The sequence below is a fragment of the Sporomusa sp. 246TCP1 genome (assembly GCF_057319775.1).
Map to the genome: position 1 here is coordinate 4,249,057 of NZ_CM170492.1, position 26,293 is coordinate 4,275,349.

The window sequence follows — 26,293 nt, forward strand, 5'->3', positions numbered from 1 at the left end:
GGTTCTTATAGCCATTTGACAGCATCAAGCGCATGATAGGTAATAATAATATCAGCACCAGCACGTTTCATGTTTGTTAACGACTCGATAACCATACGGGGCTCGTCAATCAGCCCCTGGGCCGCCGCCGCCTTAATCATAGCATACTCGCCGCTTACATTGTACGCAGCTACCGGCAACAAAAACTCATCCTTAACCTGGCGAACTATATCCAGATAGGCTAAGGCAGGCTTAACCATCACAATGTCCGCACCTTCCTCAATGTCCAGTGCAACTTCCCGGAGCGCTTCGCGGGAATTGGCCGGATCCATCTGGTAGGCCCGACGGTCTCCAAATTGCGGAGCCGAATCAGCGGCCTCGCGAAAAGGTCCGTAATAGGCAGAAGCATACTTGGCCGCATAAGACATAATACTGACATTGCTGTAGCCGGAATTATCCAGCAATGCCCGGATAGCCGCTACCCTGCCATCCATCATATCCGACGGAGCCACCATATCTGCCCCCGCTTTGGCGTGGCTAAGTGCCACTTGGGCAAGTAGTGGCAATGTTGCATCATTATCCACCTGCTGCCCATGTATAAGACCGCAATGTCCATGGTTTGTGTATTCACATAAGCAAACATCACTGATAACAACCAGTTCAGGTATTGCCTGTTTGATGGCCGTAATAGCCTGCTGCACCGGACTGCTCATGTCCCAGGCACTGCTGCCACGTTCATCCTTGTACTCAGGTAAACCAAATACCAGCACCGCCGGGATGCCTAGAGCATATGCTTCCCGCGCCAACTCTACAGCCTTGTCGACTGACAAATGGTAATTTCCCACCATGGAGGAAATTTCCTTTTTGACATTAGTGCCAGGCACAATAAACAAAGGATAGACCAAGTTGGCCGGCGTTAACACCGTCTCCCGCACCATACTGCGAATACCGCCGGTAGCCCTAAGCCGCCGGGGGCGATAAATCATTGACATGGTTATTCCCCCTCATACAACGCTGTAATAGCTTCTATTAACCCCTTAATGGTATATTCTTCGGCAATAACATCAGGCTTAATGCCATGAGCTATACAGGTCTCGGCAGTAATGGGACCAATGCAGGCTACTTTGGCCTTGGCAACAAGCTGTGCCCCATTTTCCCCTAACAAATCTAATAGATTAGTCACCGTCGAGGAGCTTGTAAAGGTAACTAGCTCAATGGAACCTTGCTCCAGTTTAGCGGCTAACTCTTGTCCGTTAGTATCACCGGCAACTGTACGATAGGCAGGCGCAACCTTCACATCAGCTCCTAACTCTGTCAGTTTCGCCGGCAGAACGTCCCTCGCCACCAAAGCACGGGGAATCAGTATTTTCATGCCAGGTTTTATATAATCTGCTAATGCCTCAACAATACCTTCAGCCCTAAACTCAGCCGGAACAATATCGGCAGTAATACCAAAACTTTTTAGCTTGTCAGCAGTTTGCGAACCAATGGCAGCCACCTTAGCGGCAATAGCCCTCGTATCCAGCCCGGCGGCAGCCAGCCGTTCAAAGAAATGGTCTACGCCGTTAGCACTCGTAAAAATCAGCCAGTTGTATTCTTTAATATGGATAATAGCGTCATCAAGCTCTCCATAGCTTTCAGGCGGCACAATCTTGATAGCCGGGGCCTCAATACAGTCAGCGCCTAGTTTCGCCAGACCATCTGTCAGAACACTGGCCTGCTCGCGAGCCCGGGTAACCAGTATCTTCTTCCCAAACAGCAGTTTATTATCAAACCACGCCAGTTGCTCGCGTAGTGAGACGACATGGCCAACAATAAAAATAGCTGGCGGCTTTAAGCCCCTGGCAACAACAGTTTGAGCCGCCTGACCAACTGTTGTCACCAGCACTTCCTGTTCCGGTTTAGTGCCCCAGCGAATGACAGCAGCCGGCGTATCAGCCGGACGGCCATGTTCAATCAGCTTACTTGTAATATAGGGCAAATTTTCCACTCCCATAAGAAATACCAGCGTATCCACCGCGGTAGCCAATTTGTCCCATTTCATTGTAGATTCTGTCTTGGTAGGGTCCTCATGTCCGGTAATAACAGCAAAAGAAGTGGCAATTCCCCGGTGGGTTACAGGAATTCCGGCATATGCCGGTACAGATATCGCAGAAGTAATTCCAGGAACAATCTCAAACGGAATTTCATGCTCAACTAATTTTATTGCTTCTTCGCCACCGCGACCGAAGACAAACGGATCGCCGCCTTTTAACCGGACAACCACCTTATTCTCTAATGCCTTTTCTACCAGCAACTGGTTAATATCGTCCTGGCGCATAGTATGATCGCTGGAGGCTTTCCCCACATAAATAAGTTCAACCTTGGACCGGGCATGATCCAGCAGCCGGTCATCAGCCAACCGGTCGTACACAATAGTATCGGCTTGTTTAATACACTCTATTGCTTTCAAACTAATCAGCCCGTAATCTCCAGGACCGGCGCCAACTAAGTAGACAATTCCCTGCTTCATAGCATCCTCCCTTAAACCCCATCTATTCCTGGTTCTCATATAACTTCGCCAATATCTCACGTCCGCCATTATTCAGCATACGCATAGCCAGTGTTTGTCCCAGCATGGCTGCTTCTGCCGGACTGCCAGCAATAGTATCCCGAATAGCTTCTTTGCCATCAGGCGACATAATAACAGCGTTAAGGCTAAGTTGACCGCCTTGTTCAAGCTGAGCATAAACACCAATCGGTACTTGACAGCCGCCCTCCACCTCAGCCAAAAAGGTACGCTCGGCCAATGTAGCCTGGCGGGTTGGCTCGTGGTTTAAAAATGCCAGCATAGCCATAGTCTCAGCGTCATTTTCTCTTGCTTCAATGGCTAATGCCCCTTGCCCGACGGCAGGCAGACAAATCGATTGCGGCAATACCTGGGTAATATGCTGAGCCCACCCCAAGCGTCTCAGGCCGGCAACTGCCAGCAAGATGGCATCCAGATTTTCTGTTGTCAGCTTTTTTAACCTGGTATCCAGATTTCCTCGCAGGTCAACAATGGTAAGATCGGGGCGGGCATTCAATAACTGAGCTTTGCGTCGCAGGCTGGAAGTACCTACCTTGGCGTTAACAGGCAGCTTATCCAGCGTTTTATATTCCGGACTGATTAAGGCATCCCCCGGATCGACCCGTACAGTCACAGCGGCCAGTATCAAACCTTCCGGCAATTGGGTCGGCATATCTTTAAGGCTATGCACAGCCAGATCAATTTCTCCGCTTAGCATGGCAACTTCCAGCTCCTTGGTGAATAGACCCTTGCCGCCGATTTTGGCCAGCGGTACATCCAGGATTTTATCTCCTGTCGTTACCATGTTTTTTAATTCAATTACTATATTGGGGTAGTGCTCCCGTAAACAAGCGGCTATATGATTAGCCTGCCACAAAGCCAGCTTACTGCCGCGCGTACCGATGACAAGTTTTTGTTTCACGCTCTCGTTCCTCTCCCAGCTGATCTTCCCGATTTATTTCCAATGCAATATCAAGCTTAAACATCTTACGCAAAGCATCTTTGTAATAGTACTCCTTGTCCGTACCGGCTGCCTCATTCAGTCGGACAATGGGGTCGCGGAGCAGTTTTCTCACAATCATCTTCGACATATTTTCAAATATCCGCCGTTCTTCCGGCGTAATGTCCGGCAGCTTGGTCAAAGCCCGCTTTATTTCCCGCTGACGAATACGTTCGGCTTTATCAGTTAACTGAGCCAGCATCGGCTGGTAGGACAAATAACGAAAACGGTCAATAATCTCAGCCATTTCCTCATCAATCAGTTTTTCAGCTTCAGCAGCTTCCTGTTCCCGTTCCCGCATATTGGACTCAACCACAGCCTCTAAATCGTCAATATTATAAAGAGTTACACCCGCAATAGCTCCTACCTCAGGCTCAATATCCCGTGGTACGGCAATATCAATAAAGAAAATCGGCCGCCCCTGCCGTTTGGGCATCAGATGAGCCACATCCCAGGTCTGAATAATATAGTGCGGTGCTCCTGTGGAGGTAATCACAATATCAGCATCAACCGCACATTTCAAAAAATCTTCAAAAGGCACGGCAACACCCCGGAACTTGTCTGCCAAAGCCTCGGCCCGGCTAAAGTTACGGTTAGATACAAACACAGTCTTAACACCGTTGGCCACCAAATGGCGTGCCGCCAACTCGCTCATCTCGCCAGCGCCTAGCACCAATACATTAGAGGCAGATAAGTCGCCCAGTACCTTCTTAGCCAGTTCCACTGCAGCATAACTGACAGATACCGCATTATAGGCAATCCGGGTGGTAGTTCGCACCCTTTTTCCAACAGCAATAGCCCTGTTAAACAGTGTATTTAAGACCGTCTTAGTGGTCCCTGCGATCCGGGCAATGGCGTAGGCTGATTTTACCTGACTGAGAATCTGCCCCTCACCCAGTACCAGTGAATCAAGGCTGGCGCTTACTCTAAATAGATGCCTGATACATTCCTCTTGCTGAAAATAAAATAGATAATCATAGTTTGTCTCAGCGAACACGTTGGGTGCCATATAGTCAAGGAAATCCTGCATAACCGTCAAAGCATCATCGGCATCTTCCACAACCGCATACATTTCAGTCCGGTTGCAGGTAGACAAAATAACGCATTCCCGAATATCATCATATTCATAAATACGCTTATAGGCTGCTTTGATTTGTTCTTCTGAAAAAGAGAAACACTCCCGGACTTCTACCGGGGCCGTTCTATGATTCAGGCCCAATACAACAAGCTGCATTTCGTATTCTCTCCTCTGCCTCGCTAAACTTGCCTTGTTTAAGCAAATCAAGTGTCTCCTGATCAATGGTTTCACGCCAAAATTTTTCCCGGTCCTTAGCTGTTGGCAAACGGTCCTTCATTTCTGTTCTAAGCTTGGCAAGCAGCGTCAGATAATGGCCATATTCCGGTCCATACGTTGCGGCAAGCTCTTCTCTGAGCCGCCTTGAGAGTGCCGGACTACCACCACCGGTCGAAATCGTAAGTAATAAATCCCCATGGGCTACATGGGCTGGCACATAAAAATCAGATAAATCAGGCGCATCAGCAATAGTAACCAAAGCTCCTGCTGCCTGGGCTTCTGCCGCTGCCTGACGGTTTATCTCCGGATCATTCGTGGCGCAGAACACCAAAAAAAAATTATGTAAATCACCGGCCTGATAGGTACGCGGTATCCATGCCAAGCGGCCAGTTTCCTGCAAGCCGCTAAGCCTTGGTGTCAGTACAGGGCTAAATACACTTGTCTCGGCACCGGCCGTCAAAAGTCCCATTACTTTGCGCTCAGCTACCGAACCGCCGCCGATAACACCACACCGCCGTCCGGTCAATTTGAGATTAATAGGGTATAATTCCATTTGTTTCACGTCCTGGACAAGCTAGTAACATACAAATATTTTACCACATTTCGCTGTCAAAAGGTAATTTTCCTTTATCAAGCCAATAGTTTAAATATTCACTTTAATCAGTTCTCGTTGCTGGCGGCAGCGGTTTGACGGGTAAAGCAAAATAAGCTTCCAATATGCGGCGGGTGACCGGCGCAGCTGCCATTGAGCCTTCGCCACCATCTTCAACAAAAACTGACATGGCAATCTCAGGATTTTCTGCCGGTGCATAACAAACAAACCAGGAATGAGTAGTACCGCGTCCGGTTTCGGCTGAGCCGGATTTCCCGGCCACCGTTTTGGGGAAACCGCTAAAAACTGAAGCTCCTGTACCCTTAGTTGTAACTGCCAGCATACCCTGCCGAATCGTCTCCCACACCTCAGGCCTGAGATACACGTTCCTAATAACCTCAGGCTCAATTTTTTGGGCAATATTTCCTTCTATTGTCAGTACTTTGTCTACCAGCATCGGCTTGTATATAATACCGCCAGTGGCAACTGTCATGGCCAGCATGGCTTGTTGCAAGGGGGTTGCCAGATAATAGCCCTGACCGATCGCAGCAATCAGAGTTTCGCCCGGATACCAGACTTCACCGTAATTAGTCTGCTTCCACTCAGCAGTTGGAACCAGCCCCTTTTCTTCACCTGCGAGCTTAATGCCTGTGGTTTGTCCATAACCAAAGGTCAGTGCATAGGAGGCTAACGTATCCACCCCCAGGCGGTTGCCTAATTCATAAAATACGGGATCACTTGACCAGGCCAAACCATCGACAATATTCAATTTCCCCAATCCCTTGGTATTCCAGCCATAAAAGCTCCAGCCGTTTAGGACATATACCCCTTTATCATCAAATATCTCCTGGGTTGTTGTTGCATTCGTCTCCAGCGCGGCCGCAGCTGTAATAATTTTGAATACCGAGGCCGGTGGATAGATGTTTTGGATAGCGCGGTTAGTGAGAGGATTGTTGGGATTGTTGATAAGTTGGTTCCATTCTTTACTACTAATACCACCGGCAAATCGATTGGGGTCAAAGGCTGGGTTACTGGCCATAACTAATACGCCGCCTGTTTTGACATCAAGTACCACAACGGCTCCGCCTTTTGCTGGTGCACCTATTTTCCGGCTTTCTGCCACTTGCGCTGTCAGAGCCTCTTCTGCTGCCTTTTGCAAATTGCCGTCAATGGTTAGCCCTAGCCCTTGCCCCGGTATTGCCGGACGATCACCCATTGGCTGTACTTCTTCCCCCACAGCATTGACCTCAATCTGCCGGGCACCGTCTGTACCCCTCAGAATAGATTCCCATTCCCCCTCCAAGCCGTCTTTTCCAATTAGATCATTCGGATGATAACCTTGCTTTTTACGCTCTGCATATTCTTGCTGATTAATATAACCAATATAGCCCAGCACATGGGCCGCCAGTTCATTATACATATAGTGTCTGACAGGCATGGCCTCAATGACTACGCCTGGCAGATAAGACTGACGCTCCTCGACTTTTGCAATCGTTGCCGCATCGGCGTCCCGTTTGATAGGTACCGGCGTATAAGGAAAATCCACACTGCTCTGCAGCAATTGCCGAATCTCCTCTGCAGCTACTCCGGTAATAGCAGCCAGTAACAATGTATTCTCTTGTGAATTGTTATATTCGTTAGGAATAATAGATACAGCAAAACTTGGTCTATTGGTCACAATGACTGCACCATTTCTGTCATACACTGTGCCGCGCGGTGCCAGTGCATTAATCTGTCTGGTACGGTTCTGTTCCGCTATTTTCTTATATTGGGCACCCTGAAACAGTTGCATCCATACTAATCGAAAAGTAAGTACACCGATTATACCAATGACAATCATGGCTAATATCCTAATGCGCCGGTTTCTTTCCCACATATGGCTGTCACCTTTTCCTCAATGACAAATTTACTACATAGTATCCCATAAATAGCTAAAGAAAACACAGCTTTCGCCAATCCTTAGCCATGGCGGGCTATTGTAGGAAAATAAAAAAACCGCTGACGCGGTTCTTTTTCTTACATTGAGTCAATGGAATATTCACTCTAATCTCATACTAATATCCGCAGCTTTTACAGAGTGGGTAAGCGCTCCACTGGAAATAATGTCTACTCCCTTTGCCGCCAATTCAGCTATTCGTTCCCCGGTAATATTGCCGGATACCTCAATTAATGCCTGACGGTTAATGAGCTTTACAGCCTCTTCGATCATCGGCAGCGGCATGTTATCAAGCATAATAACATCGACACCTGCAAGCAATGCTTCATGGACCTGATTTAAATCTTCAACCTCTACTTCCACCTTAATATATGGCGACATCCTATTACGCACCTTTTGCACAGCTACCAAAATACCACCTGCGGCTTTACTATGATTATCCTTAATTAATACCATTGAATCCAGACCATAACGGTGATTTGTACCACCCCCGATAGTTACAGCATATTTTTCCAGCATGCGCAACCCTGGTGTAGTTTTGCGAGTGTCGGCAATTAATGTATTTTGATCCCCGCAGGCCTCAACATATTGCCTCGCAGTAGTGGCTATCCCTGTCAGGTGTTGTAAGAAATTTAAGGCTACCCGCTCCCCGGCCAATAATGCCCGGGTTGGACCTTGTAACTGCGCAAACTTTTCCCCCTGTTGCACCCAATCACCATCAACGTATTGGGGCATAACTTTCACTCTTTCATCAAGCAGGGCAAATACCCGTGAAAAAACCGGCATTCCTGCCAAAACCATATCTTGTTTAGCAACAAGATACCCCTGCGATACATGCTCTTCTGAAAAAATCGCCTCACTTGTTACATCCCCATACCCGATATCCTCGATTAATGCCTGTCGCAACAGTTCTTCCAATGCCAGCTTGTTCATTGTATAACCGTCTTCCTTCCCCATTGTTGTAAAATATGTTTCTGTAAATCTTGATCATTTTTCTCCGGGAAATCCATCCGGTAGTGACATCCTCTGCTTTCTGTCCTCAGTAACGCTGCTTCCAGCAATAACGCAGCTAGCTGATAAGCATTACCGGCAGAATAGCTTTGCATGTCATCAAGGGGAATCACCGAACTTTTCTTACTGTCACGTACCCACTGTAATGCAGCCTCCAACCCTTTCCCCTGGCGTACCACTCCGGCAGCAAGCTCTAATTTCGTCCGCAGTGCACTTACGCCATTGTAATTGCCGATATCTCCCGTAGTACAAGTCAACTGCACAGAATTCATTCTTTTGGCAGGGAAATTATCATTGATGCTTGCAGCAACCCGGCGGCCAAACACAATCCCTTCAAGCAGCGAATTGCTGGCAAGCCGGTTGGCACCATGAACCCCTGTCGCGGCAGCTTCGCCACATGCATATAAACAAACTACATTGGTTTTACCCCAAAGATCGGTCTTAATCCCCCCAATGGTATAATGTGCCGCCGGTGCAATAGGGATAATATCTTGTTCCATAAAATAATTATTTTGCGCAAGCTCGGCATACACTTGCCGGAACCGGTCCATTAAGTATTCTTTGCCAAGATGTCTGGCATCCAAACCAATCGGCTTGCCCCCTTGTTTGCCTGCCTCCTGCAGCATAGCCCGCGACACTTCATCCCGCGGAGCCAGTTCTCCTGCGGGATGATAGGTTGACATGAATCTTTGCCCTGCTGCGTTTAACAACATGGCACCCTCACCCCGCAGTGCCTCTGTTAACAAAAATACCCTGCCGGATTTTGTGGTAAACGCTGTCGGATGAAACTGAACAAACTCCATATCAGCAATAACAGCTCCGGCCCGATAGGCTGCCGCCACACCATCACCATTTGACGAGATTGCATTGGTAGAACGAGCATACAAACCGCTATATCCACCTGTGGCAACAACAACGACCGCAGACCGGAAATAAACGAGTTTACCGGCCAGAACAACCACACAACCACAGCACCTCTCCTGATCTGTTAAAATATCCACCAAAAAACATGAATCCAAGCGGTCGATGTTCGTAGAGGCGTTAACTTTACTTGCTAATAACTCCGCAATGTATTTCCCGGTATAGTCATAGTAATGTACTACCCGGTTGCGGGAGTGTCCAGCCTCCCTGGTTAACAGCAAGCCTTTTTCATTATGGGAAAAACTAGCTCCCAGAGATATCAGAAAATCCAAAGCCTCAGGCCCCTCAGATGTCAAAACCTTTACCGCTTCCTCCCGGCAAATCCCTTGTCCGACTCGTAACGTGTCCGCAATATGTTCCTCTATCTTATCATCCGGCCCTACCGCTACGGACATACCACCCTGCGCTTTATATGTACTGCATTCCGCAAGTGGTTCCTTGCTTACAATAGCCACTTTTAATCTGGAATCTAATAATAAAGCCGCAGACATGCCGGCAATACCTGCGCCGACAATGATAACATCATACTCTTTACTTGCGCATATGAGCTCATTGTGTTTTGAAGTAAGATAGCCCCGTTCTGACCTCATGCCAACTCCAGCATGAGGGTGAGCGTATGTCGCGCTTTTTCCGCAACTGTCTCGTCCACATTAATTTCGTAACGGTTATTTAATAAAGCATCATAAATACTCTGCTGTCTTGTCTTCTTCATATTCGGACATACCAGGCCAGAATGAAGCAAAATAAACTGTTTTTCCGGGCAAACAGCTCTTAATTTACACAAAACACCTACTTCTGTTCCAATAACAAAGACCTCTGCCGGTGAATTTTCGACATAGCGAATAATCTCCGACGTACTGCCCACAAAATCAGCCAATTTTACCACAGCCGGTATACACTCCGGATGAATCAGAACCTTGGCTTCAGGATATCGCTGCCTTACCTGGGTTACATTTTCAGTCTTTACCTTTGCATGGGTGACACAACACCCTTGCCACAAAATCAGTTCTTTGTCCGGCAATTGTTTTGCTATATAATCGCCTAAGTTTTCATCAGGAATAAAAATCACTTTCGAACCAGGCAGTGATGCTACAACCTTAACTGCATTTGCAGATGTGCAACATATATCACTTTCCGCCTTTACTTCCACCGATGAATTGACATAGCAAACAACCGGCACACCCGGATGCTGAGACTTAAGCTCTCTCACATTCTCAGCGGTAATAGTATCAGCCAATGGACAACCCGCATCAATCTCCGGCAATAATACAACCTTATCAGGCGAGAGTATCTTTGCTGTCTCAGCCATAAAGCGAACACCGCAAAAAACAATACCATCACTCTCTATTTTGGCTGCGACTTTACTCAAATAGAAGGAGTCACCAACATAATCCGCAACCTCTTGCACTTCGTCCAGTTGATAGTTATGCGCCAGGATAAGAGCATTTCGTTTTCGTTTTAGATTCTCTATTTCTTCTTTTAGCTCTGTCAAGGTATTTGTTCCTCCTAAAAAAAGTTCCATAGGTATTATGATTACCATTACTCATATACCTATTCTATCTCTATGACAAGACAACTGTCAATACAGTTGTCAAGACTTACTCTAGTGATAAACGCCCGCGCTATTTGGCAAAAAAATAGTCAGGCATATGCTAAAGCATATACCTGACTAGTGGCGAGACAACCTTAGTCACCCGATTTCCAGTTAATTCACATAGTCTTTCCCGACTATTACCTGCACCACATTCGCCCGGCTGCTATCATTATTAATCTGCAGCGCATAATTGAAAGGCAAACCTGTTAACTTACCGCTAGCTTCATTGCTATTGGCAACAACCAGGGTGTTTTTATTGCCAGAACCAGAACCAGACACACTAACAACATTATAGCCCTGACCTCTGAGAGTAGCTGCCATTTTCTCACCAGCGCCATTAATACCGCTGGCATTAATTACCTCAAACTGCAGCTTACCGCTGGCAGCTACCGCCTTGCTTTCAGGCACTTTCGCCTTGTCTGTGGTCGACGGCTTATTTGGTGCCTTGGAGTCAGTTACAGCAGGTTTTTGAGTGTCCTTAGTTTCAACCGGTTTCTTAGGCAACTCAACAATTTTCATTTCTTTCGGAATAGAACGCTCATATTGAATTGCCGTAGTACGCACCTCGGCGAAATACTTATCATTTGTTGTAACGCCCTGCGATGCGGCTACATAGGCTCGCAGTTCGGTTATGTCAGGCAGCCAATAACTAACATCATCAATATATGCCGGTTTCCCTGGCACCATAGCTGCCTTCAGTCCAGTCTTGCCAGCATCATTTAACAGTTTAGCCAGCTTAATCATATCAGCGGTTGTCATATCAGTCGTAACCGCGGCATTTACCTCCCGGATGATGCTTGGTACCCGGGGCAAGATAAATGGACTGGTCACTTCGTCAAGCAAGGCTTTGAGGAATTTTTGTTGACGGGCAATCCGGCCAATATCGCCTTCTTCATCCCGGTAACGCACATATTTAATGGCTGTACGTCCATCCAGTTTTTGCTCGCCAGGTTGCAGATCAATCACCAAGTTGTCATAGGGGTCTTCATAATACATGCGTTTTTCGACATTAATAGTCACGCCACCGACAGCATCGACAATTTTATTGAAGGCAGCAAAGTTAATAAGCACATAGTAATCCATCGGAATACCCAGCAAATCCTCGACAGCCTTCTGCGATAGTTTATGACCGCCGTAGGCATAGGCATGGTTAATTTTATCCCAGCCGTTGCCGGGAATCTTGACCCTGGTATCACGCGGTACTGACAGTAAAGACACTTGTTTTGTCGAAGTATCTACTGTAACAACCATCATAGTATCGGAACGGCCAACATCATCACTGCGTTCATCAACACCCATTACCAAAATATTAACCTTGTGCGGCAACCCGACAACATCGGCGCCAACCCGCCGGGCTTTTTCAAATGTGCCGCCAGTTGCCCAATAATAAGTGGCACCTGCTACACTAACAAATAAAAGAAAACAGGTTAATATAAGTAAAAACCGGTTGCGCCGGGTTTTACGCTGATCCGTAATCCGTTTTTCGAGGCGTGATGCCATGACACAATCACCCTTTCCTCATCCTTTTACAACATTTTACTTTAATCACACAACAAGATAAGCCCCCTAGCACTGGGGGCTTATTCTAAAGTATAGCAAAAAATGTAGTTTCAGGTCAAGGATTTTTTTAATCGCTTTGTTGTTACAGGTATATCTTTTTTATTTGTAACCCATGGCTGGGCTAAAACCCATTACTGTCCTTTAGGAAACTTTTTGTCGATAGTTCCCCATATTTCAGGCTGCTCCTGGCCTAAGCGCCAGATAGCAATGCCGGCCGGGTTATATTTGGCCACAATATCCAGTTTAGCGGCTGTACTTTTGTTATTCTCAAACCAGACTTCATGGTCCTTGTATTTAAACCATGGGGCCTGTGCTTTGTCATCATAATTTATTTTTGCGCCGTTCTTTTCCGCTAAGACAATGGCATCAACATATTTTATGGTTTCACCCTTTTTGCCTACCCAATCATAACCATAGGCGCTGACCCCGATAATAACCTTATGCGGTCCGCCACATTTCTCGATAGCATACTTGATATTTTTATCAAACCAGTCGACTGGTGCGATGGGACCTGGCTCAGAGGTAGCCCAGTGGTTGTCATAGGTCATGATCTGCAGAAAATCGGCATTAGCGGCTAGCTGCGGATAGTCATAGGCACCTGATACGTCTTCCGCCACGTCCACCCGGGGAAACACGGAAATAATGACCGTTTTGTTGATAGCCTTCATCTTGGGGTAAAGTTCGGCCATGAAGGCTGTCAGGTTGTCCTTATGTTTTGGTGGCAGTAGCTCAAAATCGATATTAATGCCATCATAGCCTTTTTCCTGAACCATCTTAATAATACTGTCTGTTACCTTGGTACGGATGGCCGGATCTCCCAGGATTACATCAGTTGATCCGGTTTTATTTGTTACCAGCGGGTACATTTTAAGACCCAGTTGACGAGCTGTGTCATAAACCAACTGGCTATCCTTGGCTTCCAGCGTACCGTCAGTGGTAGCTCTATACCAGAAAGGGCCGACTGCCGACATGCTCTTGGCATGGGCTTTCATACTGGGAAATGAGCCTGTTTGATCCGGTGTTCCCGGCCAAGGATTTTCATAATAACCAATAACCATCCGCGCCGGCATGACAACATTGCCTGGCGCGCCAGGACTCATTTGATTAGCCTGATCACCAGGCAGCAGCTTAGGAGCCGGTTTGTTAGCCGTACTGCAACCACCGACAACAACAGCAGCAATAACAAAGAGAATGAGAAGAACACTTGTGATTACCTTGTAGTATGTATTAACACGCAAAACTGTCACCCTTTCCGTTACTATTGTTGATTTGCATCAATAATAGTATTGGCTGGGTGACAGTTCTTATGCCTGGCAATTTTTTGTCTATGTCCAGTTACTTGGGCAGCTTGGTCGTTAACACCTGGGCAACATGTTTTAAGGTTTCCCATTTTTTACAGAAACAAAACCGGACTTGGCGGCTGCCTTTGGTTTTATCCGCATAAAACGAGGAACCTGGCACAGTAGCCACGCCTGTCAATTCAATCAGTTTGCGGCTAAAGGCAGTATCATCGGTTATTCCTAAACCCGCCATAATATTACTGGCATCAGTAAGTACATAATATGCGCCTTGGGGCAACTCGCATTTAAACCCGGCTTGTCGCAATGCGTCCAGAACAAAATCGCGGGCTTCGCCATAATGATTTTTTAATCCCTCATAGTATTCCGGCCCATAGGTCATAGCCTCAGCAGCAGCATGTTGAAGTGGCGTGGGTGCTCCGACAGTAAAAAAATCATGCACCTTACGGATGCGCTTAGTAATTTCCGGCGCGGCGATAGCCCAACCCACCCGCCAACCAGTGACCGAATAGGTCTTGGAAATGGAATTAATAGTGATTGTCCGCTCAGCCATACCTGACAGAGAGGCAATTGATACATGCCTAGCACCGTCGTAGAGAATATGCTCATAGATTTCATCAGCGACAGCATAGGTATCCCATTTGATACACAGAGCAGCAATTTCCGCAAGCTCTTCCTTGCTAAATACCTTGCCTGTCGGATTATTGGGCGTATTAATGATGATGGCTTTCGTCTTTTCATTGAAAGCAGCTGCCAACTCTGCTGCCAAATAGTGCCAGTCAGGTCCATACAATGTTACATAGCGTGGCGTAGCTCCTGACAAAATAGAATCCGGGCCGTAATTTTCATAAAACGGCTCAAAAATAATGATTTCGTCGCCAGGGTTAATAAGAGCCTTCAACGTGGCAATCATGGCTTCAGTGGCACCACAGGTGACGGTAATATCGGTCTTAGGGTTGCATTCGATGTGATTGTACTCACGAACCTTTCGGCTAATGGCCTCTCTGAGCTCAGGCTCACCAAAGGTTACCGGGTACTGGTTAAATCCCGCCTGGATGGCACGGATGGCCGCTTCCTGAATAGCTTTAGGACTTTCAAAATCGGGAAAGCCCTGCGACAAGTTATAGCCACCTGCTTCATCACAGATGCGAGTCATTTCCCGAATGACTGATTCGGAAAAAGTTTCGGTAATTTGGGATAATTTTTTCATAGCTGACCTCCGTGATTTACGTATTGGTATTAGCGGCTTTCCACGCTTCTTCCCTGATAAGCCCCATGACTTCCTTTTTAATGCGAATAAAGTCATCAGTAAGTTTTAGATCAAAGGTACGTTCATTAGGCAGCTCCACATTGATTTTTGCCTTGATCGTCCCTGGTCGGGCTGTCATTACATAGATGGTGTCGCCAAGAAAGACGGCTTCATCAACATCATGAGTAACGAAAAGAATGGTCTTATGGGACTCATCCCACACACTTAAGAGCAATTCCTGCATAACTGTCCGTGTCTGGGCATCAAGGGCCCCGAATGGCTCATCCATTAGCAGCACTTCGGGATCATTGGCCAAAGCCCGGGCAATAGCCACCCGTTGCTTCATACCTCCTGACAAGTCACGGGGAAAAAAGGTCTCAAAACCTCTGAGGCCAATCTTTTCAATATAATGATCGGAAACCTCGGTGCGCTCTTGTCTACTTTTGCCAGCAACCTCCAGCCCAAATTCAATGTTTTCCCGCACAGTCAACCACGGAAACAAAGTATAGGTCTGGAATACCATGCCCCGGTCACTCCCTGGGCCGGTTATTTCCCGTCCGTCAAGGAGTACCCGGCCTGAGGTCGGTTCTTCCAGACCAGCAACAATTTTCAAAATAGTCGATTTGCCGCAGCCTGAGGGACCGAGTATGGTAACAAACTCACTGGGCTTGACGGTAAAACTGGCCTCGGCCAAGGCAATAACCTGACGCTCTTTGCCCGTAAATATTTTGCTTACACCATCAATGATTACTTTATCTTGCGTCATTCTTGTCATGCTACCGTCCTCCTTTTCCCATCCAGGGGAACATCCTGGCATATAACCATTTGAATACAATATCAATAACAATGCCAATAACACCAATTACAATAATACCAACAATAATATTGCCTGTTTTCAAAAACCGTTGGGCCTGCATAATCATAAATCCCAGGCCGGAACCGGCAGCCACAATCTCCGCTACAACCAGATATGTCCACGCCCAGCCAAAAGCAATTCGCAACGTGTCCACAATACCCGGCATACTTGCCGGCAAAATAATCCGACGAAAAACGCCCCAGCGGGAAACGCCCAGGGTATAAGCAGTATCAATCAGGTCATGAGCGACATTTTTGGTCACATCCATAATCATAAGTGCCAAGGGAAAGAAGGTACCAAAAAATATGACGGCGATTTTTTCACTCTCACCAATACCCAGCCACAGAATAAACAGCGGAATAAAGGCCGAGGCTGGCATATAGCGAATAAAGCTAAGCATTGGCTCGGCCAATGCCTCACAGACCTTGAGACTGCCCATCATAATCCCCAGGGGTACAGCAATCACGGCAGCCAGCAAAAAGCCAACAGTTACCCTGAACACACTGGCCCAAATATCATTCATTAAATCGAATTCAGAAAATAAGACAACCCCGTCTTTTACCACCTTATCCGGTGACGGTAAAAACATGGGGGGAATCAAGTCGCTATATGTAAGCGCCGACCAGATGGCAGCGAGCAAAGCAAAGGTCAATGCGCTCAAGGCAATATATAAAGGCGCAGGAATATCTGCTTTTGGTGTTAAAAGTTTGCATTTGACCATAGTTCATCCTCCTTAATTTGTAAAGGCCGCGTAGAAGCGCTGACGCCTCTAGCGCGGCCTTAAACCTTCGCTAGTATCCTACTTGACTTTGGTAATAAAAGTACTGTCAATATATTTGTTCAAATCAGGTGCCTGTGATAACAGCTTAAGTTTTACATAGAATTCACCGGCCCGCTTACCGACATCATAGATAGCGCCTGGTTTTTCTTTGGTGCCATAAAACTCAAGATTTTCTTTCAGGTCATAAAATTTTACAGTTTGAATATCCGCAGCTACCTCTTCTGGTTTCATCTTGAAAGCATCTGCCAAAATTTTGTTGGTATCTTCCGGATTATTATTCATATAATCTGTGGCTTCAGCCAGCGCAGCCACAATGGCTTGTACTGTTTCAGGATTGTTAGCCGCCAGGTCTTCACGGACGGCCAGTATGTCAGCAATCAGACCAGGCGTATCTTTGGTTGTAGCCAACACGGTTTCACCGGCTGCCTTTGCTTTACCCAGGTGCGGTTCCCAGGTAATAGCAGCATCCACTTTGCCAGCCATAAAGGCCGACGCCGCTTCACTGGCTTTCATATCTACAGCTTTAACATCGCTATCGGTTAAGCCATTTTGCTCCAGCAGGGTAGACAAGAGAAAATGGGAAGCCGAACCACGGTGAAAGGCAATTTCTTTGCCTTTGAGATCGGCAATTTTTTCAATACCTTTGCTTTTTTTCACAATCAAGCCATCTGCACCGTTAGAAGAATCAAAGGCCCAGATGAATTTCATGGGGACACCCTCCCCAGCCGCCGAAACCGATACATCAAGTGAGGCCGCCATAGCCTGGATTTTGCCGGCTACTAGTGCCTGTTTCCGGTCACCGACACCTTCGATGGATTGCAACTCTACTTCAACGCCCCTATTTTTAAACATGCCCTTTTCTTTGGCTACGAACAGAGCACCATAACCGGTCCAGGGAGTATACGCAATAACAATCGGCTTTTTCTCTCCGCCCTGGGACACTTTTTCTGCGGATTTATTACCGCCACAGCCAGCAACAACCATTGCTAACATAGCTGCGAGAAGCAGCATGGATACCAGTTTCTTTTTCACGAAAAATCCCTCCAAAACATTAACTAAGATACCCCTTATAAAGTTTTATCTATCACATATTCGAGCAAAATTTCTTTTATCCTTTTCCCCATTAAAGAAAAGCCAAAAAAAATATAGGTACTCTTTGCGAGTACCTATATTCTCTATTTTCCCTTAGAAAAACGATTCATTATAGCGAGGTAACGCCACACCGTGACTAGCACAAAACATAAATTTCAGTTTCATTTCGCCTTGCCCAAGAAATAGCTGCCTGCCAAATAAGCGCCTTGTTTATGATCGTTATTGCTTAACATCATAATATATGCGCCTGCCAAAATTAGTATGATTCCTATAATAGTGTACGTAGTAAGAGCTTCCCGTAAAATAAGGAGACAAAATAGCGGCGCCAGGGCTGGCTTTATAAAGAATACGATAGACGCGACAGCAGCGGAACTTTTCTCCATAGCCATGAAGTAAAACAGAAAGCCCAAGCCACTTACAACAACGCCAAGATAAATCAGAACAGCAATATTGCTATAATTAATCCCGGAAATTATCGGAATGTCGACTAAAAGCGGGGTAATATTTCCTTTTTGATAGGTTTCAAACAAAGGTAAATGTGAAATCAGCATCAAGGCCAATAAAATTATATCACCTGCCAGAAAGGAAAAACAATTGATCACAATACTGCCATACCTTGCTACTCTCTTTTTACTAACAACACTATAGAGCGCAAAGGTTATGGCCGATAATATGGCTAAAATGATGCCTTTCATATCCGTATGTATCCCAAAGGGATTTAAAATAAAGAGCACACCCAACAAGCTAACTGCCAGGGATAGCATTACCTTTTTATTGATCTTTTCATTTAATAAAAAATACGCAATCGGCGTTGTAAATGTAGGGTTGGCACTAAATATGATAGCCACCGTCGAAGCCATCGTATAAAGGATAGCAAATTGAAAAAAAGACATGCTGATGACGATACCCAAAAATCCAGTTACTAAAAAATATAAATAATCATTTCTATTTAACTCAATATTTTTCCCTTTTATCGCTTGAATTGATGCCGGCAGCAATATTACTCCCCCGATCAAGAATCTGATAAAATTCAGTTGAAAGGGATTAATATCAGCCGCCACAGTTTTACCGGCTATCTCCATGGTGCTGAAAATAACAGCCGCTAGCATAATATATATGTAAGCTTTTTTCACAGTTATCATTTCCTTTTTTAGTGATTGCCCATATTCGCTTACTAAACAACTTTGACACCATGCCGTATGTCAAGTATGATTATAACAAAATACGAAACATAGTTAAAATATCTGTTAAGACTATTTTGCATTCGATATTCGAATACTTGCAGGATTGAAGGAGTCGTCAACATGGATATTCGCCAACTAAAATACTTTCTTGCGATTGCAGAAGCCGGACAGATTACCAAAGCGGCCACCCGACTGCATATCACCCAACCACCCTTAAGCCAGCAAATTATCCTGCTGGAAAAAGAATTGGGCGTGCAACTAATTGAAAGAACAAAAAAACATATTAACTTAACAGAAGCAGGGCGTATATTACAAAATAGAGCCGAACAAATCATAGAACTAATTACCACCACCATTGGTGAGATACAGGAAGTGGCCAATGGCATAAGCGGCAAGCTGACAATCGGTACCATCACATCCTCCGGCAGAACACTAATACCCGAATTTATTCAAAAATTTCATCAGATCTATCCAAAAATTTCCTTTGACTTACGTCTGGGAGATTCACGGCGTATATTAGAATTACTAAATACCGGCATTATCGAAATTGGGTTAGTACGTCTTCCCATTAACACTTCCTTATATAACTATCTAACCTTACCAAAGGAAAATATGGTAATAGTTGCCCTGCCTGATGCTGTTACAATTGGAGACAAAGAGCCTTTATCTTTTGTTAAAATCAAAAACAATCCTTTATTAATTCACCGGCGCTATGAAACAATAATTATCGACTATTGCCGGCAGGCTGGTTTTGAACCAAATGTTCTTTGCACCAGTGATGACAATACGTCCTTACTCATTTGGGCTAAGCTGGGACTGGGTATTGCTATTGTACCTGACACAACTATCAATCTTCTCCAGGACTCGCCGTTGCTGATACAAAATATAACCAGTCCCGCACTCATAACAACGGCTGCTATCATCTGGCTAAAAAAACACACTCTGTCTACAGCGGCCTCCCATTTCCTTGAAATGTTCAAAGAAGCTTACACTGAGCTTTAGATCTCATAATCAACTTCCTCTAGTCCGCTGCCACTCCAGATAATAGATACCTATGCTCTGAAAGGCAGCCTCAACAAATTCACGCACAGAACGAGTTTCCCCGGTGGCAACAACATAATCATCCGGTGTTTCTTGCTGCAACATCAGCCACATAACCTGTACATAATCCAAGATAGGCCCCATCCTGGCCGCTAATACCGGAAATGAGCGCTCTTTTCATCATTTCCCCTCCCAGTTCGACGCTACCAATTACACATCTTATAGTATTCAGCCGTCGGCAAAAAGTGAGAAAGTGAACTCATTTCAGCATAGCTGATACATTGGGGATTCAGGTGGAGAGTCTACTCCACCTGAATTAACGCCGCCTATAGAGGCGGGAGTCTTGACTCGTATCCAAAGCCGGGCCTAGTAGGCACCGGCTTATCTATAAGTATGTTTAATTTTTACACTGAGAGGCAGGTTCTGAGAACCTGCCTCTCGCATTTTTCTCAAAAAATAGGGCCGCCTCAAATTTTTATTGAGACAGCCCCTTGTTATGTGAACTTATTTTAAATTATTTAAACCCAGCAGCATTCGTATTATTTCCTGCCTGCGTTTCCAACTATAGATCCTTCAAATTCCAGAAATACATTTGCCGGTAGTAAAGACACTTCCCACACCTCCGGCATATAATACAGTGAAAGTTACCGTAATATAGCAGCAACATCATCATACCTTGTCATTTTACTAGTTTAAGAGAGGTGATAAAATCGTTAGAACAGCAATGGCATCCTCCAGTCTGGTTGAAGTCGTTGACCGCATCCTGGATAAAGGGATCGTTGTTGACGTCTGGGCTCGTGTTTCTCTCGTTGGGATTGAACTATTAGCTATTGAGGCGCGGGTAGTAATTGCTTCTGTTGAAACCTTCCTCAAATATGCTGAAGCAATCGGTCTTACCGTAGATGTTCACTCCCAGCACCAGCATGATGAATGTGCTTTTTAAAATAACTTTTTCCGTGAATACTTTTACTAATTGAGATAAAACTGAGTATCCCTCACTAAAAAGAAAACATTACCACATAGATAACTCGCACATTTTTCCCTACATGCATATACTACAGCAAGTCATACCAAAGAACTGTTTTTGGTTCTCACTACATTGGGGCAATCGCCAACTGTAATCTAATTAATTACCGCTGACGATATGATATATGCCTATATTACCTATCTTAGGATATCAAAGGAGATGAAAAAAATGGCCGTTAGAACAGCAATGGCATCCTCCAGCCTGGTTGAAGTCGTTGACCGCATCCTGGATAAAGGGATCGTTGTTGACGTCTGGGCTCGTGTTTCTCTCGTTGGGATTGAACTATTAGCTATTGAGGCGCGGGTAGTAATTGCTTCTGTTGAAACCTTCCTCAAATATGCTGAAGCAATCGGTCTTACCGTAGATGTTCACTCCCAGCACCAGCATGATGAATGTGCTTTTTAAAATAACTTTTTCCGTGAATACTTTTACTAATTGAGGTAAAACTGAATATCCCTCACTAAAAAGAAAACATTACCACATAGATAACTCGCACATTTTTCCCTACATGCATATACTACAGCAAATCATACCAAAGGACTTTGGGGTTCTCACTACATTGGGGCAATCGCCAACTGTGATCTAATTAATTACCGCTGACGATGTGATATAAGCCTATACTACCGATCTTAGGATATCAAAGGAGATGAAAAAAATGGCAGTTAGAACTGCAATGGCTTCCTCCAGTCTGGTTGAAGTCGTTGACCGCATCCTGGATAAAGGGATCGTTGTTGACGTCTGGGCTCGTGTTTCTCTCGTTGGGATTGAACTATTAGCTATTGAGGCGCGGGTAGTAATTGCTTCTGTTGAAACCTTCCTCAAATATGCTGAAGCAATCGGTCTTACCGTAGATGTTCACTCCCAGCACCAGCATGATGAATGTGCTTTTTAAAACAACTCTTCCCGTTCCATAATTAATACTTTGATTTTCGATATCCTAATATTTACTTTCAACATATGTGTTTATTAATCGTAGCACATTGGCTGTTTACAGTACAGTAAGGATTGAAAGCCGCTTTTAGAGCGTTATTCAATCCACTGGTCACAACGCCAGCTGTAATGAATTACACCTGGCGCTGTGATATCAGCCTATACTGAAGAAACCTTCCTGCAAGTATGATGAAGTAATCCTTCTTAACATGAATACAGAAAAACCTTTTAAACACCCTCCACAGAGGAGAAAGTTTAAACGAAAGGTGGTGATTTTTATGGGTAGCAGGAAATGTCGTCTGGAAAATGAAGCTCAAAGAAGGCAACAAGCTGTACTTGATAGACAAAACCGAATAACCGAACGCCAGGCTACAGTTTCAATCGCAAAAAATTTCCTCAATTCATGTGCTGAACACTTTCAGTACATGAGCCATGAACAAGCTGAAAAGCTCAGCAAATTTCAGCAAGAATGTTATGATGCAGAAGTTATTCGAAAACAGCAGGCGTTAGAAGAAATTACAGAAAGAAAAGCACTAATACACGATTTTCTTAAACAATTCCAAATCACTCATGCTGAAACAAGTCACGCTTTACGTGAAAAAACAATGGCCTCAGTTAATAATGTGCGTCAGGAAACAACTAACTTGTTGGATTCATTTCAAATAGAACGTCAGGAAATTATACCAAAGCAGCGTAAATTTCTTGCCGGCTTTGTCAAAAATCTCAAAGCCCAAGAACTAGAACGACGCCGGTGCACTCAAGAATATCTCTATGAATTATTTGATCTAAGTTTTTAATATGGAATATAATCTCTATTCATTTGATTTTGAGAACCGGTCCCCCTGAGTGCTCTTTCCTTACTGGAAATTACGCTATCCGGTGGATCTAATACTATTATACTAGGGAGGTATATATATGTCTGAAACTGAAAAAAAAGCTACTTCTGATAAAAATATTTCTCCATCTGATCTTGTTAAAGCCCGTACCGAAGCAGGATACGGCAAATCATCCATTTGTGTCCATCCCCAAGCATGCGATTCATGCTTCTTTGAATTACCGCCAATAATAATTGATCAACCTTGTGATACTCAGCCAAGAGTATATTGGCAAGCTACAGATGATGTAGATGTTTTTTTATGGATAAACAACAAGGGGCGTTGTACCATGAAAGTTCTGCTTGCAGAAGCCGGATGCGCCCCCCCTGTAACTGATACGGTTCTTCCCGGCCAATCAAAACTATTTTCCAGTAATTGTTTGAAAAAATTCGCCATTGAATGTCGTGAATGTGAGCCTATAAAATGCCTTGGAATTGCAAAATTTTTTGTAAAAAGTTAAACCTGCCAAATTCCACTCTTGCGAACCGCGTTGAATTTTAATAAATAAACGGGGATTATCCTTCAAAAAAGTATGAAATGTACGTCCATACTTGGAGTTAGAACAAGGAAAAGAGCAGGAACAGTTAGTTCCTTTTATTAAAGGACAGCGCCATTTAGCGGTAAGCACATAGAGATGATAGCCATTAAAAAACCACTCCCGGGAACTATCCCAGCCTGAGTCGCAGTCAGGCTGGGAAAAGTAACGTTTGTGGTTACAAGCCTCTACACCTTGGGCACGACAATTGCATAGCCGCTTACTGCGAAGTTTTCCCCCTTTGGGTTTGCGCTTCTTAAAACGCAATTCCAGATAGTAAGAGACGGCACGCCTATTTTGAACTGCGTGCGACCAATATCACTTTGCAAGCACCGCAAAATATAGCAGATACTGTTTCCACTGCGATCGGAACTCCAACAGCCGCCGACGGTCTTGTATCTCTGACCGTCGAAGAAATAGAACCCTGCAGAGCCGAATCTGATAAAGCCTAAAAAATCCATGTCCATCAGTCCTGAAACGGGGCTGTCTCAGAATAGTTTTTTTGAACCTATGAGAGGCAGCCATTTCTCATGTTTTTTAAAAAATAGCATTTTTGCAGATCAGTCATGGAGTGAGGAGTAAAAAGAAACTGGCCGAAAAAAGGCATTTAGGGCTTGTCAAGTAAAGTGTGTAAGTTTGCTTAAAAATTTTATTGATATTTCCGTATTCGGGCCTGCATATTGGTGTCCATATCTAACTGGTTGCGTACCATTGCCCAATTAGGAACTGGACGATAATTCCGTTTTTTATATAGCTCGGTTATTCGTAAATAAAGCAGTTTTAGTAGTGCGTTTTCATTAGGAAACGCCCCTTTTTTTGTCACTTTTCGAAAACTGGAATTTATGCTTTCTATAGCATTGGTGGTATACATAATCTTTCTTACTGCGCTTCCGTATTGAAAGAGTTGCTCTACATGGGCCCAGTTTCTTTCCCAAACATTAATGGCTCTTGAATAATTTGACCAGGTTTGTTTAAACTTCCCAAATTCCATCTGATCCGCTTTTAAACTGGGTGCACCATAGAGTTTCTTCAGGTTAGCGGTAAAGGCCCTTATAGTCCTTGCTGGGAACGATGGTTGTATACATGCAGTCTACGAAAACAAAAGTATAAAAATTTTTCAAAGGCCGATTTTGCCAATCTTCTAGCTGTTCAAGAACGTGATCCGTAATTTCAGAAATCGTTTCGTGAGACATTTCAAACCCATATATGTCTTCGATAGTAGAGGCGATATCCCGTTGGCTCATACCTTTGGCATACATGGATAAAACCTTCTCCTCTATACCGGAAATATCCCTTTGCCGTTTATGAATTAGCTGCGGCTCAAAGCTAGCGTCACGGTCTCGAGGAACCTTTATCGGAATATTGCCATAAGCAGTTTTAACTGTTTTACTCAAATAACCATTACGTCGATTTTCACTTGACTTTTCTGCCTTTTCATTATTTTTATAACCTAGGTGGCTGTTCATTTCGCCTTGCAGCATAGTTTCAAACATGGAGCCAAAAATATCTTTTAATGCATCTTGCATCTCTTCGAACTTACACACTTAATTTTACACTCCCGGTATTTTACACCGAAAGGCAGGTTCCTTGGAACCTGCCTCTTGTATTTTTCCTAAGAACCTTAAGGACCGCTTCAATTTTTATTGAGACAGCCCCGTCTTTTATTCGGCTATAATGTCAGCTTTGCTGTGCCCTTTGTTAATCTCCACCTTTGTTTGAGTTTTTTGCAACTTTCTCTTGACTTTAATTAGCTGGTCTATTGTGGTTCTTTCACCCGCTCCAGTCTGACTTCTAAAATGCCGTTGTTATAATGTTTTACTAAAGAATCCGCCTTAACAGGAACACTTAACAGCACTTCTTTTGCATATTTCCGTCCAGGCACAACCGGGGACATAGCGCTGATTAGCAAAACATCATCCTTCAACTCTACGATAATTTCGCCTTCAGTTACGCCAGGCAATTCAGCCACTACAAGCACATGCGTCTCTTCTACAAATAAATCAGTGATCGGCTCCCGGACCTCTTCAATTACTGGGCCGTCATCACTTTCTCGAATATTACCGAACTTTTCAACTACAGGCGAACCACACCCTCCCAGTTTAATACTAAAACCATAGACGCCTTTTAATCCCTCCTTGCTCAAGCCCTTTATGTTTCCCGTCCGGGAAATTTCGTTTTGGCCACTCCTGTCCATCTGGTCAAGCGTCTGAATCAGATTGGATAATCCCTGAAAAATACCCTGCATACCGCCTAAGTTTATCGAAAAACCCAGTTTATCTTGAGAATCATTATCTTTCTGATTTTTACGCTCACGCATTTTCTTGTCCCTCCACTCTCACTATGTACCATCAACGCACAGACAAAGCTTGCAATGCCCAGGCGCTTATCCATCCGCACCACGGGTAGCCCATTGCAAGCAATTCCTCTTTTAATCTACCTCTTTGTCTAACTCACCTAGATTATATAAAAGAATATTCATCTCCATATCCAGGACGATGGTATATGTGTTTTTATCAAATACCGGGGGATACCCTAACATCCTAAGGTATTGGTTACATTGAGTCATGATCACTGTCCCCCACCATTCCTCGCCTTTTTTACTCAATCCAACTACCTGGATCGCCTCTTTAGGTAATTTAAACTCATTGTGAAAAAAGCTAACGATAACTTCTTTTGCTTCACTTATCCCTCCCATTCCTTCTTACCCCTCCTCTTTTTCCTCTCTCTCCGACGCCTCATTACAGGCAATTTTTTCATCAGTTCCTGCTCTTACTTTAGGCTAACTATAATTTCTACGAAATTATAGTTAGGTAAACACCTGTTTTTTATCTGACCATAAAACTCGTAGGCCATATTGGTTTTTATCATTCATATGATTAAGTAACGCTTTCAATTCCTTGTATCTGGACTCTAAAAGAAAATTTATGATATCACTTTCGGTTTCAGTCACCGTACCAAAACGTACTGGCAGCAAAAGAAAATGGCTCGGC

The 26,293-nt window shown here is 44.6% G+C and carries 25 protein-coding genes and 2 pseudogenes; 6 read left to right on the forward strand and 21 right to left on the reverse strand.

The annotated features are described in order from the left end of the window. Positions 1-5: 5 nt before the first annotated feature. From hemB to AC1ECB_RS20145, 16 genes are all read right to left on the reverse strand, one after another. Positions 6-971: a porphobilinogen synthase gene (hemB, locus tag AC1ECB_RS20070; RefSeq protein WP_485665440.1), complete on the reverse strand. Its 966-nt coding sequence runs from the start codon at positions 969-971 to the stop codon at positions 6-8. Positions 972-973: 2 nt separating this feature from the next. Beyond that, positions 974-2,491 (reverse strand): uroporphyrinogen-III C-methyltransferase, encoded by a 1,518-nt coding sequence (gene cobA / locus AC1ECB_RS20075; RefSeq protein ID WP_485665441.1) that lies wholly within the window; start codon positions 2,489-2,491, stop codon positions 974-976. Between the two features lie 22 nt (positions 2,492-2,513). Continuing rightward, entirely contained in the window at positions 2,514-3,449 is a 936-nt protein-coding gene (gene hemC / locus AC1ECB_RS20080) for a hydroxymethylbilane synthase (protein ID WP_485665442.1), read from the reverse strand. Then, entirely contained in the window at positions 3,412-4,761 is a 1,350-nt protein-coding gene (gene hemA, locus AC1ECB_RS20085; RefSeq protein ID WP_485665443.1) for a glutamyl-tRNA reductase, read from the reverse strand. The genes hemC and hemA overlap by 38 nt, the downstream gene beginning before the upstream one ends. Further along, entirely contained in the window at positions 4,730-5,374 is a 645-nt protein-coding gene (locus tag AC1ECB_RS20090; protein WP_485665444.1) for a precorrin-2 dehydrogenase/sirohydrochlorin ferrochelatase family protein, read from the reverse strand. The genes hemA and AC1ECB_RS20090 overlap by 32 nt, the downstream gene beginning before the upstream one ends. Positions 5,375-5,477: 103 nt before the next feature. Beyond that, positions 5,478-7,289, reverse strand: a complete 1,812-nt coding sequence (gene mrdA, locus AC1ECB_RS20095; RefSeq protein ID WP_485665445.1) for a penicillin-binding protein 2 — start codon at positions 7,287-7,289, stop codon at positions 5,478-5,480. A gap of 162 nt (positions 7,290-7,451) precedes the next feature. Beyond that, positions 7,452-8,282 (reverse strand): carboxylating nicotinate-nucleotide diphosphorylase, encoded by an 831-nt coding sequence (nadC, locus tag AC1ECB_RS20100; protein WP_485665446.1) that lies wholly within the window; start codon positions 8,280-8,282, stop codon positions 7,452-7,454. Further along, positions 8,279-9,871, reverse strand: coding sequence for an L-aspartate oxidase (nadB, locus tag AC1ECB_RS20105; RefSeq protein ID WP_485665447.1), 1,593 nt, complete (start codon positions 9,869-9,871; stop codon positions 8,279-8,281). The genes nadC and nadB overlap by 4 nt, the downstream gene beginning before the upstream one ends. Next, a complete protein-coding gene (gene nadA / locus AC1ECB_RS20110; RefSeq protein WP_485665448.1) occupies positions 9,868-10,773 on the reverse strand; it encodes a quinolinate synthase NadA in 906 nt (301 codons plus the stop codon). The genes nadB and nadA overlap by 4 nt, the downstream gene beginning before the upstream one ends. Positions 10,774-10,986: 213 nt before the next feature. Continuing rightward, positions 10,987-12,375, reverse strand: a complete 1,389-nt coding sequence (locus tag AC1ECB_RS20115; protein WP_485665449.1) for an LCP family protein — start codon at positions 12,373-12,375, stop codon at positions 10,987-10,989. Between the two features lie 191 nt (positions 12,376-12,566). After that, positions 12,567-13,682 carry a glycosyl hydrolase family 18 protein gene (locus tag AC1ECB_RS20120; RefSeq protein ID WP_485665450.1) on the reverse strand — a complete coding sequence of 372 codons (1,116 nt, stop codon included), beginning with the start codon at positions 13,680-13,682 and terminating at the stop codon, positions 12,567-12,569. Between the two features lie 88 nt (positions 13,683-13,770). Then, positions 13,771-14,943, reverse strand: a complete 1,173-nt coding sequence (locus tag AC1ECB_RS20125; RefSeq protein WP_485665451.1) for a pyridoxal phosphate-dependent aminotransferase — start codon at positions 14,941-14,943, stop codon at positions 13,771-13,773. Between the two features lie 16 nt (positions 14,944-14,959). After that, on the reverse strand, positions 14,960-15,757 hold the full coding sequence (locus AC1ECB_RS20130) for an ABC transporter ATP-binding protein (protein ID WP_485665452.1): 798 nt from the start codon (positions 15,755-15,757) through the stop codon (positions 14,960-14,962). Between the two features lies 1 nt (position 15,758). Next, the gene (locus AC1ECB_RS20135; RefSeq protein ID WP_485665453.1) at positions 15,759-16,559 is read right to left on the reverse strand and encodes an ABC transporter permease; all 801 of its coding nucleotides are present in this window, start codon (positions 16,557-16,559) and stop codon (positions 15,759-15,761) included. Between the two features lie 78 nt (positions 16,560-16,637). Then, a complete protein-coding gene (locus AC1ECB_RS20140; protein WP_485665454.1) occupies positions 16,638-17,651 on the reverse strand; it encodes an ABC transporter substrate-binding protein in 1,014 nt (337 codons plus the stop codon). Positions 17,652-17,872: 221 nt separating this feature from the next. Next, positions 17,873-18,844 (reverse strand): DMT family transporter, encoded by a 972-nt coding sequence (locus AC1ECB_RS20145; RefSeq protein ID WP_485665455.1) that lies wholly within the window; start codon positions 18,842-18,844, stop codon positions 17,873-17,875. A 171-nt stretch (positions 18,845-19,015) separates the two neighbouring features. Between AC1ECB_RS20145 and AC1ECB_RS20150 the strand changes: the two genes are divergently transcribed. Continuing rightward, positions 19,016-19,897 (forward strand): LysR family transcriptional regulator, encoded by an 882-nt coding sequence (locus tag AC1ECB_RS20150; protein WP_485665456.1) that lies wholly within the window; start codon positions 19,016-19,018, stop codon positions 19,895-19,897. A 14-nt stretch (positions 19,898-19,911) separates the two neighbouring features. Here the strand turns inward: AC1ECB_RS20150 and AC1ECB_RS20155 are convergent. Continuing rightward, positions 19,912-20,065, reverse strand: a pseudogene (locus tag AC1ECB_RS20155) (GDP-mannose 4,6-dehydratase); the annotation flags it as partial. 595 nt (positions 20,066-20,660) lie between these two features. Here AC1ECB_RS20155 and gvpA (AC1ECB_RS20160) point away from each other — a divergent pair. From gvpA (AC1ECB_RS20160) to AC1ECB_RS20180, 5 genes are all read left to right on the forward strand, one after another. After that, complete coding sequence (gene gvpA / locus AC1ECB_RS20160) at positions 20,661-20,879, forward strand: gas vesicle structural protein GvpA (protein WP_485665457.1); 219 nt, start codon at positions 20,661-20,663, stop codon at positions 20,877-20,879. A gap of 252 nt (positions 20,880-21,131) precedes the next feature. Continuing rightward, the gene (gene gvpA / locus AC1ECB_RS20165) at positions 21,132-21,368 is read left to right on the forward strand and encodes a gas vesicle structural protein GvpA (protein WP_485665458.1); all 237 of its coding nucleotides are present in this window, start codon (positions 21,132-21,134) and stop codon (positions 21,366-21,368) included. A 250-nt stretch (positions 21,369-21,618) separates the two neighbouring features. Next, entirely contained in the window at positions 21,619-21,855 is a 237-nt protein-coding gene (gene gvpA, locus AC1ECB_RS20170) for a gas vesicle structural protein GvpA (protein WP_485665458.1), read from the forward strand. A 316-nt stretch (positions 21,856-22,171) separates the two neighbouring features. After that, on the forward strand, positions 22,172-22,690 hold the full coding sequence (locus AC1ECB_RS20175; RefSeq protein ID WP_485665459.1) for a hypothetical protein: 519 nt from the start codon (positions 22,172-22,174) through the stop codon (positions 22,688-22,690). 118 nt (positions 22,691-22,808) lie between these two features. Then, positions 22,809-23,228 carry a hypothetical protein gene (locus AC1ECB_RS20180; protein ID WP_485665460.1) on the forward strand — a complete coding sequence of 140 codons (420 nt, stop codon included), beginning with the start codon at positions 22,809-22,811 and terminating at the stop codon, positions 23,226-23,228. 724 nt (positions 23,229-23,952) lie between these two features. Here AC1ECB_RS20180 and AC1ECB_RS20185 read toward each other — a convergent pair. The 4 genes and pseudogenes from AC1ECB_RS20185 to AC1ECB_RS20200 all read right to left on the reverse strand — a co-directional run. Next, positions 23,953-24,835, reverse strand: a pseudogene (locus tag AC1ECB_RS20185) (transposase); the annotation flags it as partial. A 224-nt stretch (positions 24,836-25,059) separates the two neighbouring features. Beyond that, complete coding sequence (gene hsp20, locus AC1ECB_RS20190; protein WP_485665461.1) at positions 25,060-25,620, reverse strand: archaeal heat shock protein Hsp20; 561 nt, start codon at positions 25,618-25,620, stop codon at positions 25,060-25,062. Positions 25,621-25,731: 111 nt separating this feature from the next. Beyond that, on the reverse strand, positions 25,732-25,998 hold the full coding sequence (locus tag AC1ECB_RS20195) for a hypothetical protein (protein ID WP_485665462.1): 267 nt from the start codon (positions 25,996-25,998) through the stop codon (positions 25,732-25,734). A 111-nt stretch (positions 25,999-26,109) separates the two neighbouring features. Further along, the gene (locus tag AC1ECB_RS20200; protein ID WP_485665463.1) at positions 26,110-26,277 is read right to left on the reverse strand and encodes a GvpL/GvpF family gas vesicle protein; all 168 of its coding nucleotides are present in this window, start codon (positions 26,275-26,277) and stop codon (positions 26,110-26,112) included. Between the last annotated feature and the right edge of the window lie 16 nt (positions 26,278-26,293).

Coding starts and splice junctions, on each gene's coding strand:
- hemB (WP_485665440.1), bottom strand. CDS start 971: ATGTCAATGATTTATCGCCCCCGGCGGCTTAGGGCTACCGGCGGTATT.
- cobA (WP_485665441.1), bottom strand. CDS start 2,491: ATGAAGCAGGGAATTGTCTACTTAGTTGGCGCCGGTCCTGGAGATTAC.
- hemA (WP_485665443.1), bottom strand. CDS start 4,761: ATGCAGCTTGTTGTATTGGGCCTGAATCATAGAACGGCCCCGGTAGAA.
- AC1ECB_RS20090 (WP_485665444.1), bottom strand. CDS start 5,374: ATGGAATTATACCCTATTAATCTCAAATTGACCGGACGGCGGTGTGGT.
- mrdA (WP_485665445.1), bottom strand. CDS start 7,289: ATGTGGGAAAGAAACCGGCGCATTAGGATATTAGCCATGATTGTCATT.
- nadC (WP_485665446.1), bottom strand. CDS start 8,282: ATGAACAAGCTGGCATTGGAAGAACTGTTGCGACAGGCATTAATCGAG.
- nadB (WP_485665447.1), bottom strand. CDS start 9,871: ATGAGGTCAGAACGGGGCTATCTTACTTCAAAACACAATGAGCTCATA.
- AC1ECB_RS20115 (WP_485665449.1), bottom strand. CDS start 12,375: ATGGCATCACGCCTCGAAAAACGGATTACGGATCAGCGTAAAACCCGG.
- AC1ECB_RS20125 (WP_485665451.1), bottom strand. CDS start 14,943: ATGAAAAAATTATCCCAAATTACCGAAACTTTTTCCGAATCAGTCATT.
- AC1ECB_RS20130 (WP_485665452.1), bottom strand. CDS start 15,757: ATGACAAGAATGACGCAAGATAAAGTAATCATTGATGGTGTAAGCAAA.
- AC1ECB_RS20135 (WP_485665453.1), bottom strand. CDS start 16,559: ATGGTCAAATGCAAACTTTTAACACCAAAAGCAGATATTCCTGCGCCT.
- AC1ECB_RS20150 (WP_485665456.1), top strand. CDS start 19,016: ATGGATATTCGCCAACTAAAATACTTTCTTGCGATTGCAGAAGCCGGA.
- gvpA (WP_485665457.1), top strand. CDS start 20,661: ATGGCATCCTCCAGTCTGGTTGAAGTCGTTGACCGCATCCTGGATAAA.
- gvpA (WP_485665458.1), top strand. CDS start 21,132: ATGGCCGTTAGAACAGCAATGGCATCCTCCAGCCTGGTTGAAGTCGTT.
- gvpA (WP_485665458.1), top strand. CDS start 21,619: ATGGCAGTTAGAACTGCAATGGCTTCCTCCAGTCTGGTTGAAGTCGTT.
- AC1ECB_RS20175 (WP_485665459.1), top strand. CDS start 22,172: ATGGGTAGCAGGAAATGTCGTCTGGAAAATGAAGCTCAAAGAAGGCAA.
- AC1ECB_RS20180 (WP_485665460.1), top strand. CDS start 22,809: ATGTCTGAAACTGAAAAAAAAGCTACTTCTGATAAAAATATTTCTCCA.
- hsp20 (WP_485665461.1), bottom strand. CDS start 25,620: ATGCGTGAGCGTAAAAATCAGAAAGATAATGATTCTCAAGATAAACTG.
- AC1ECB_RS20195 (WP_485665462.1), bottom strand. CDS start 25,998: ATGGGAGGGATAAGTGAAGCAAAAGAAGTTATCGTTAGCTTTTTTCAC.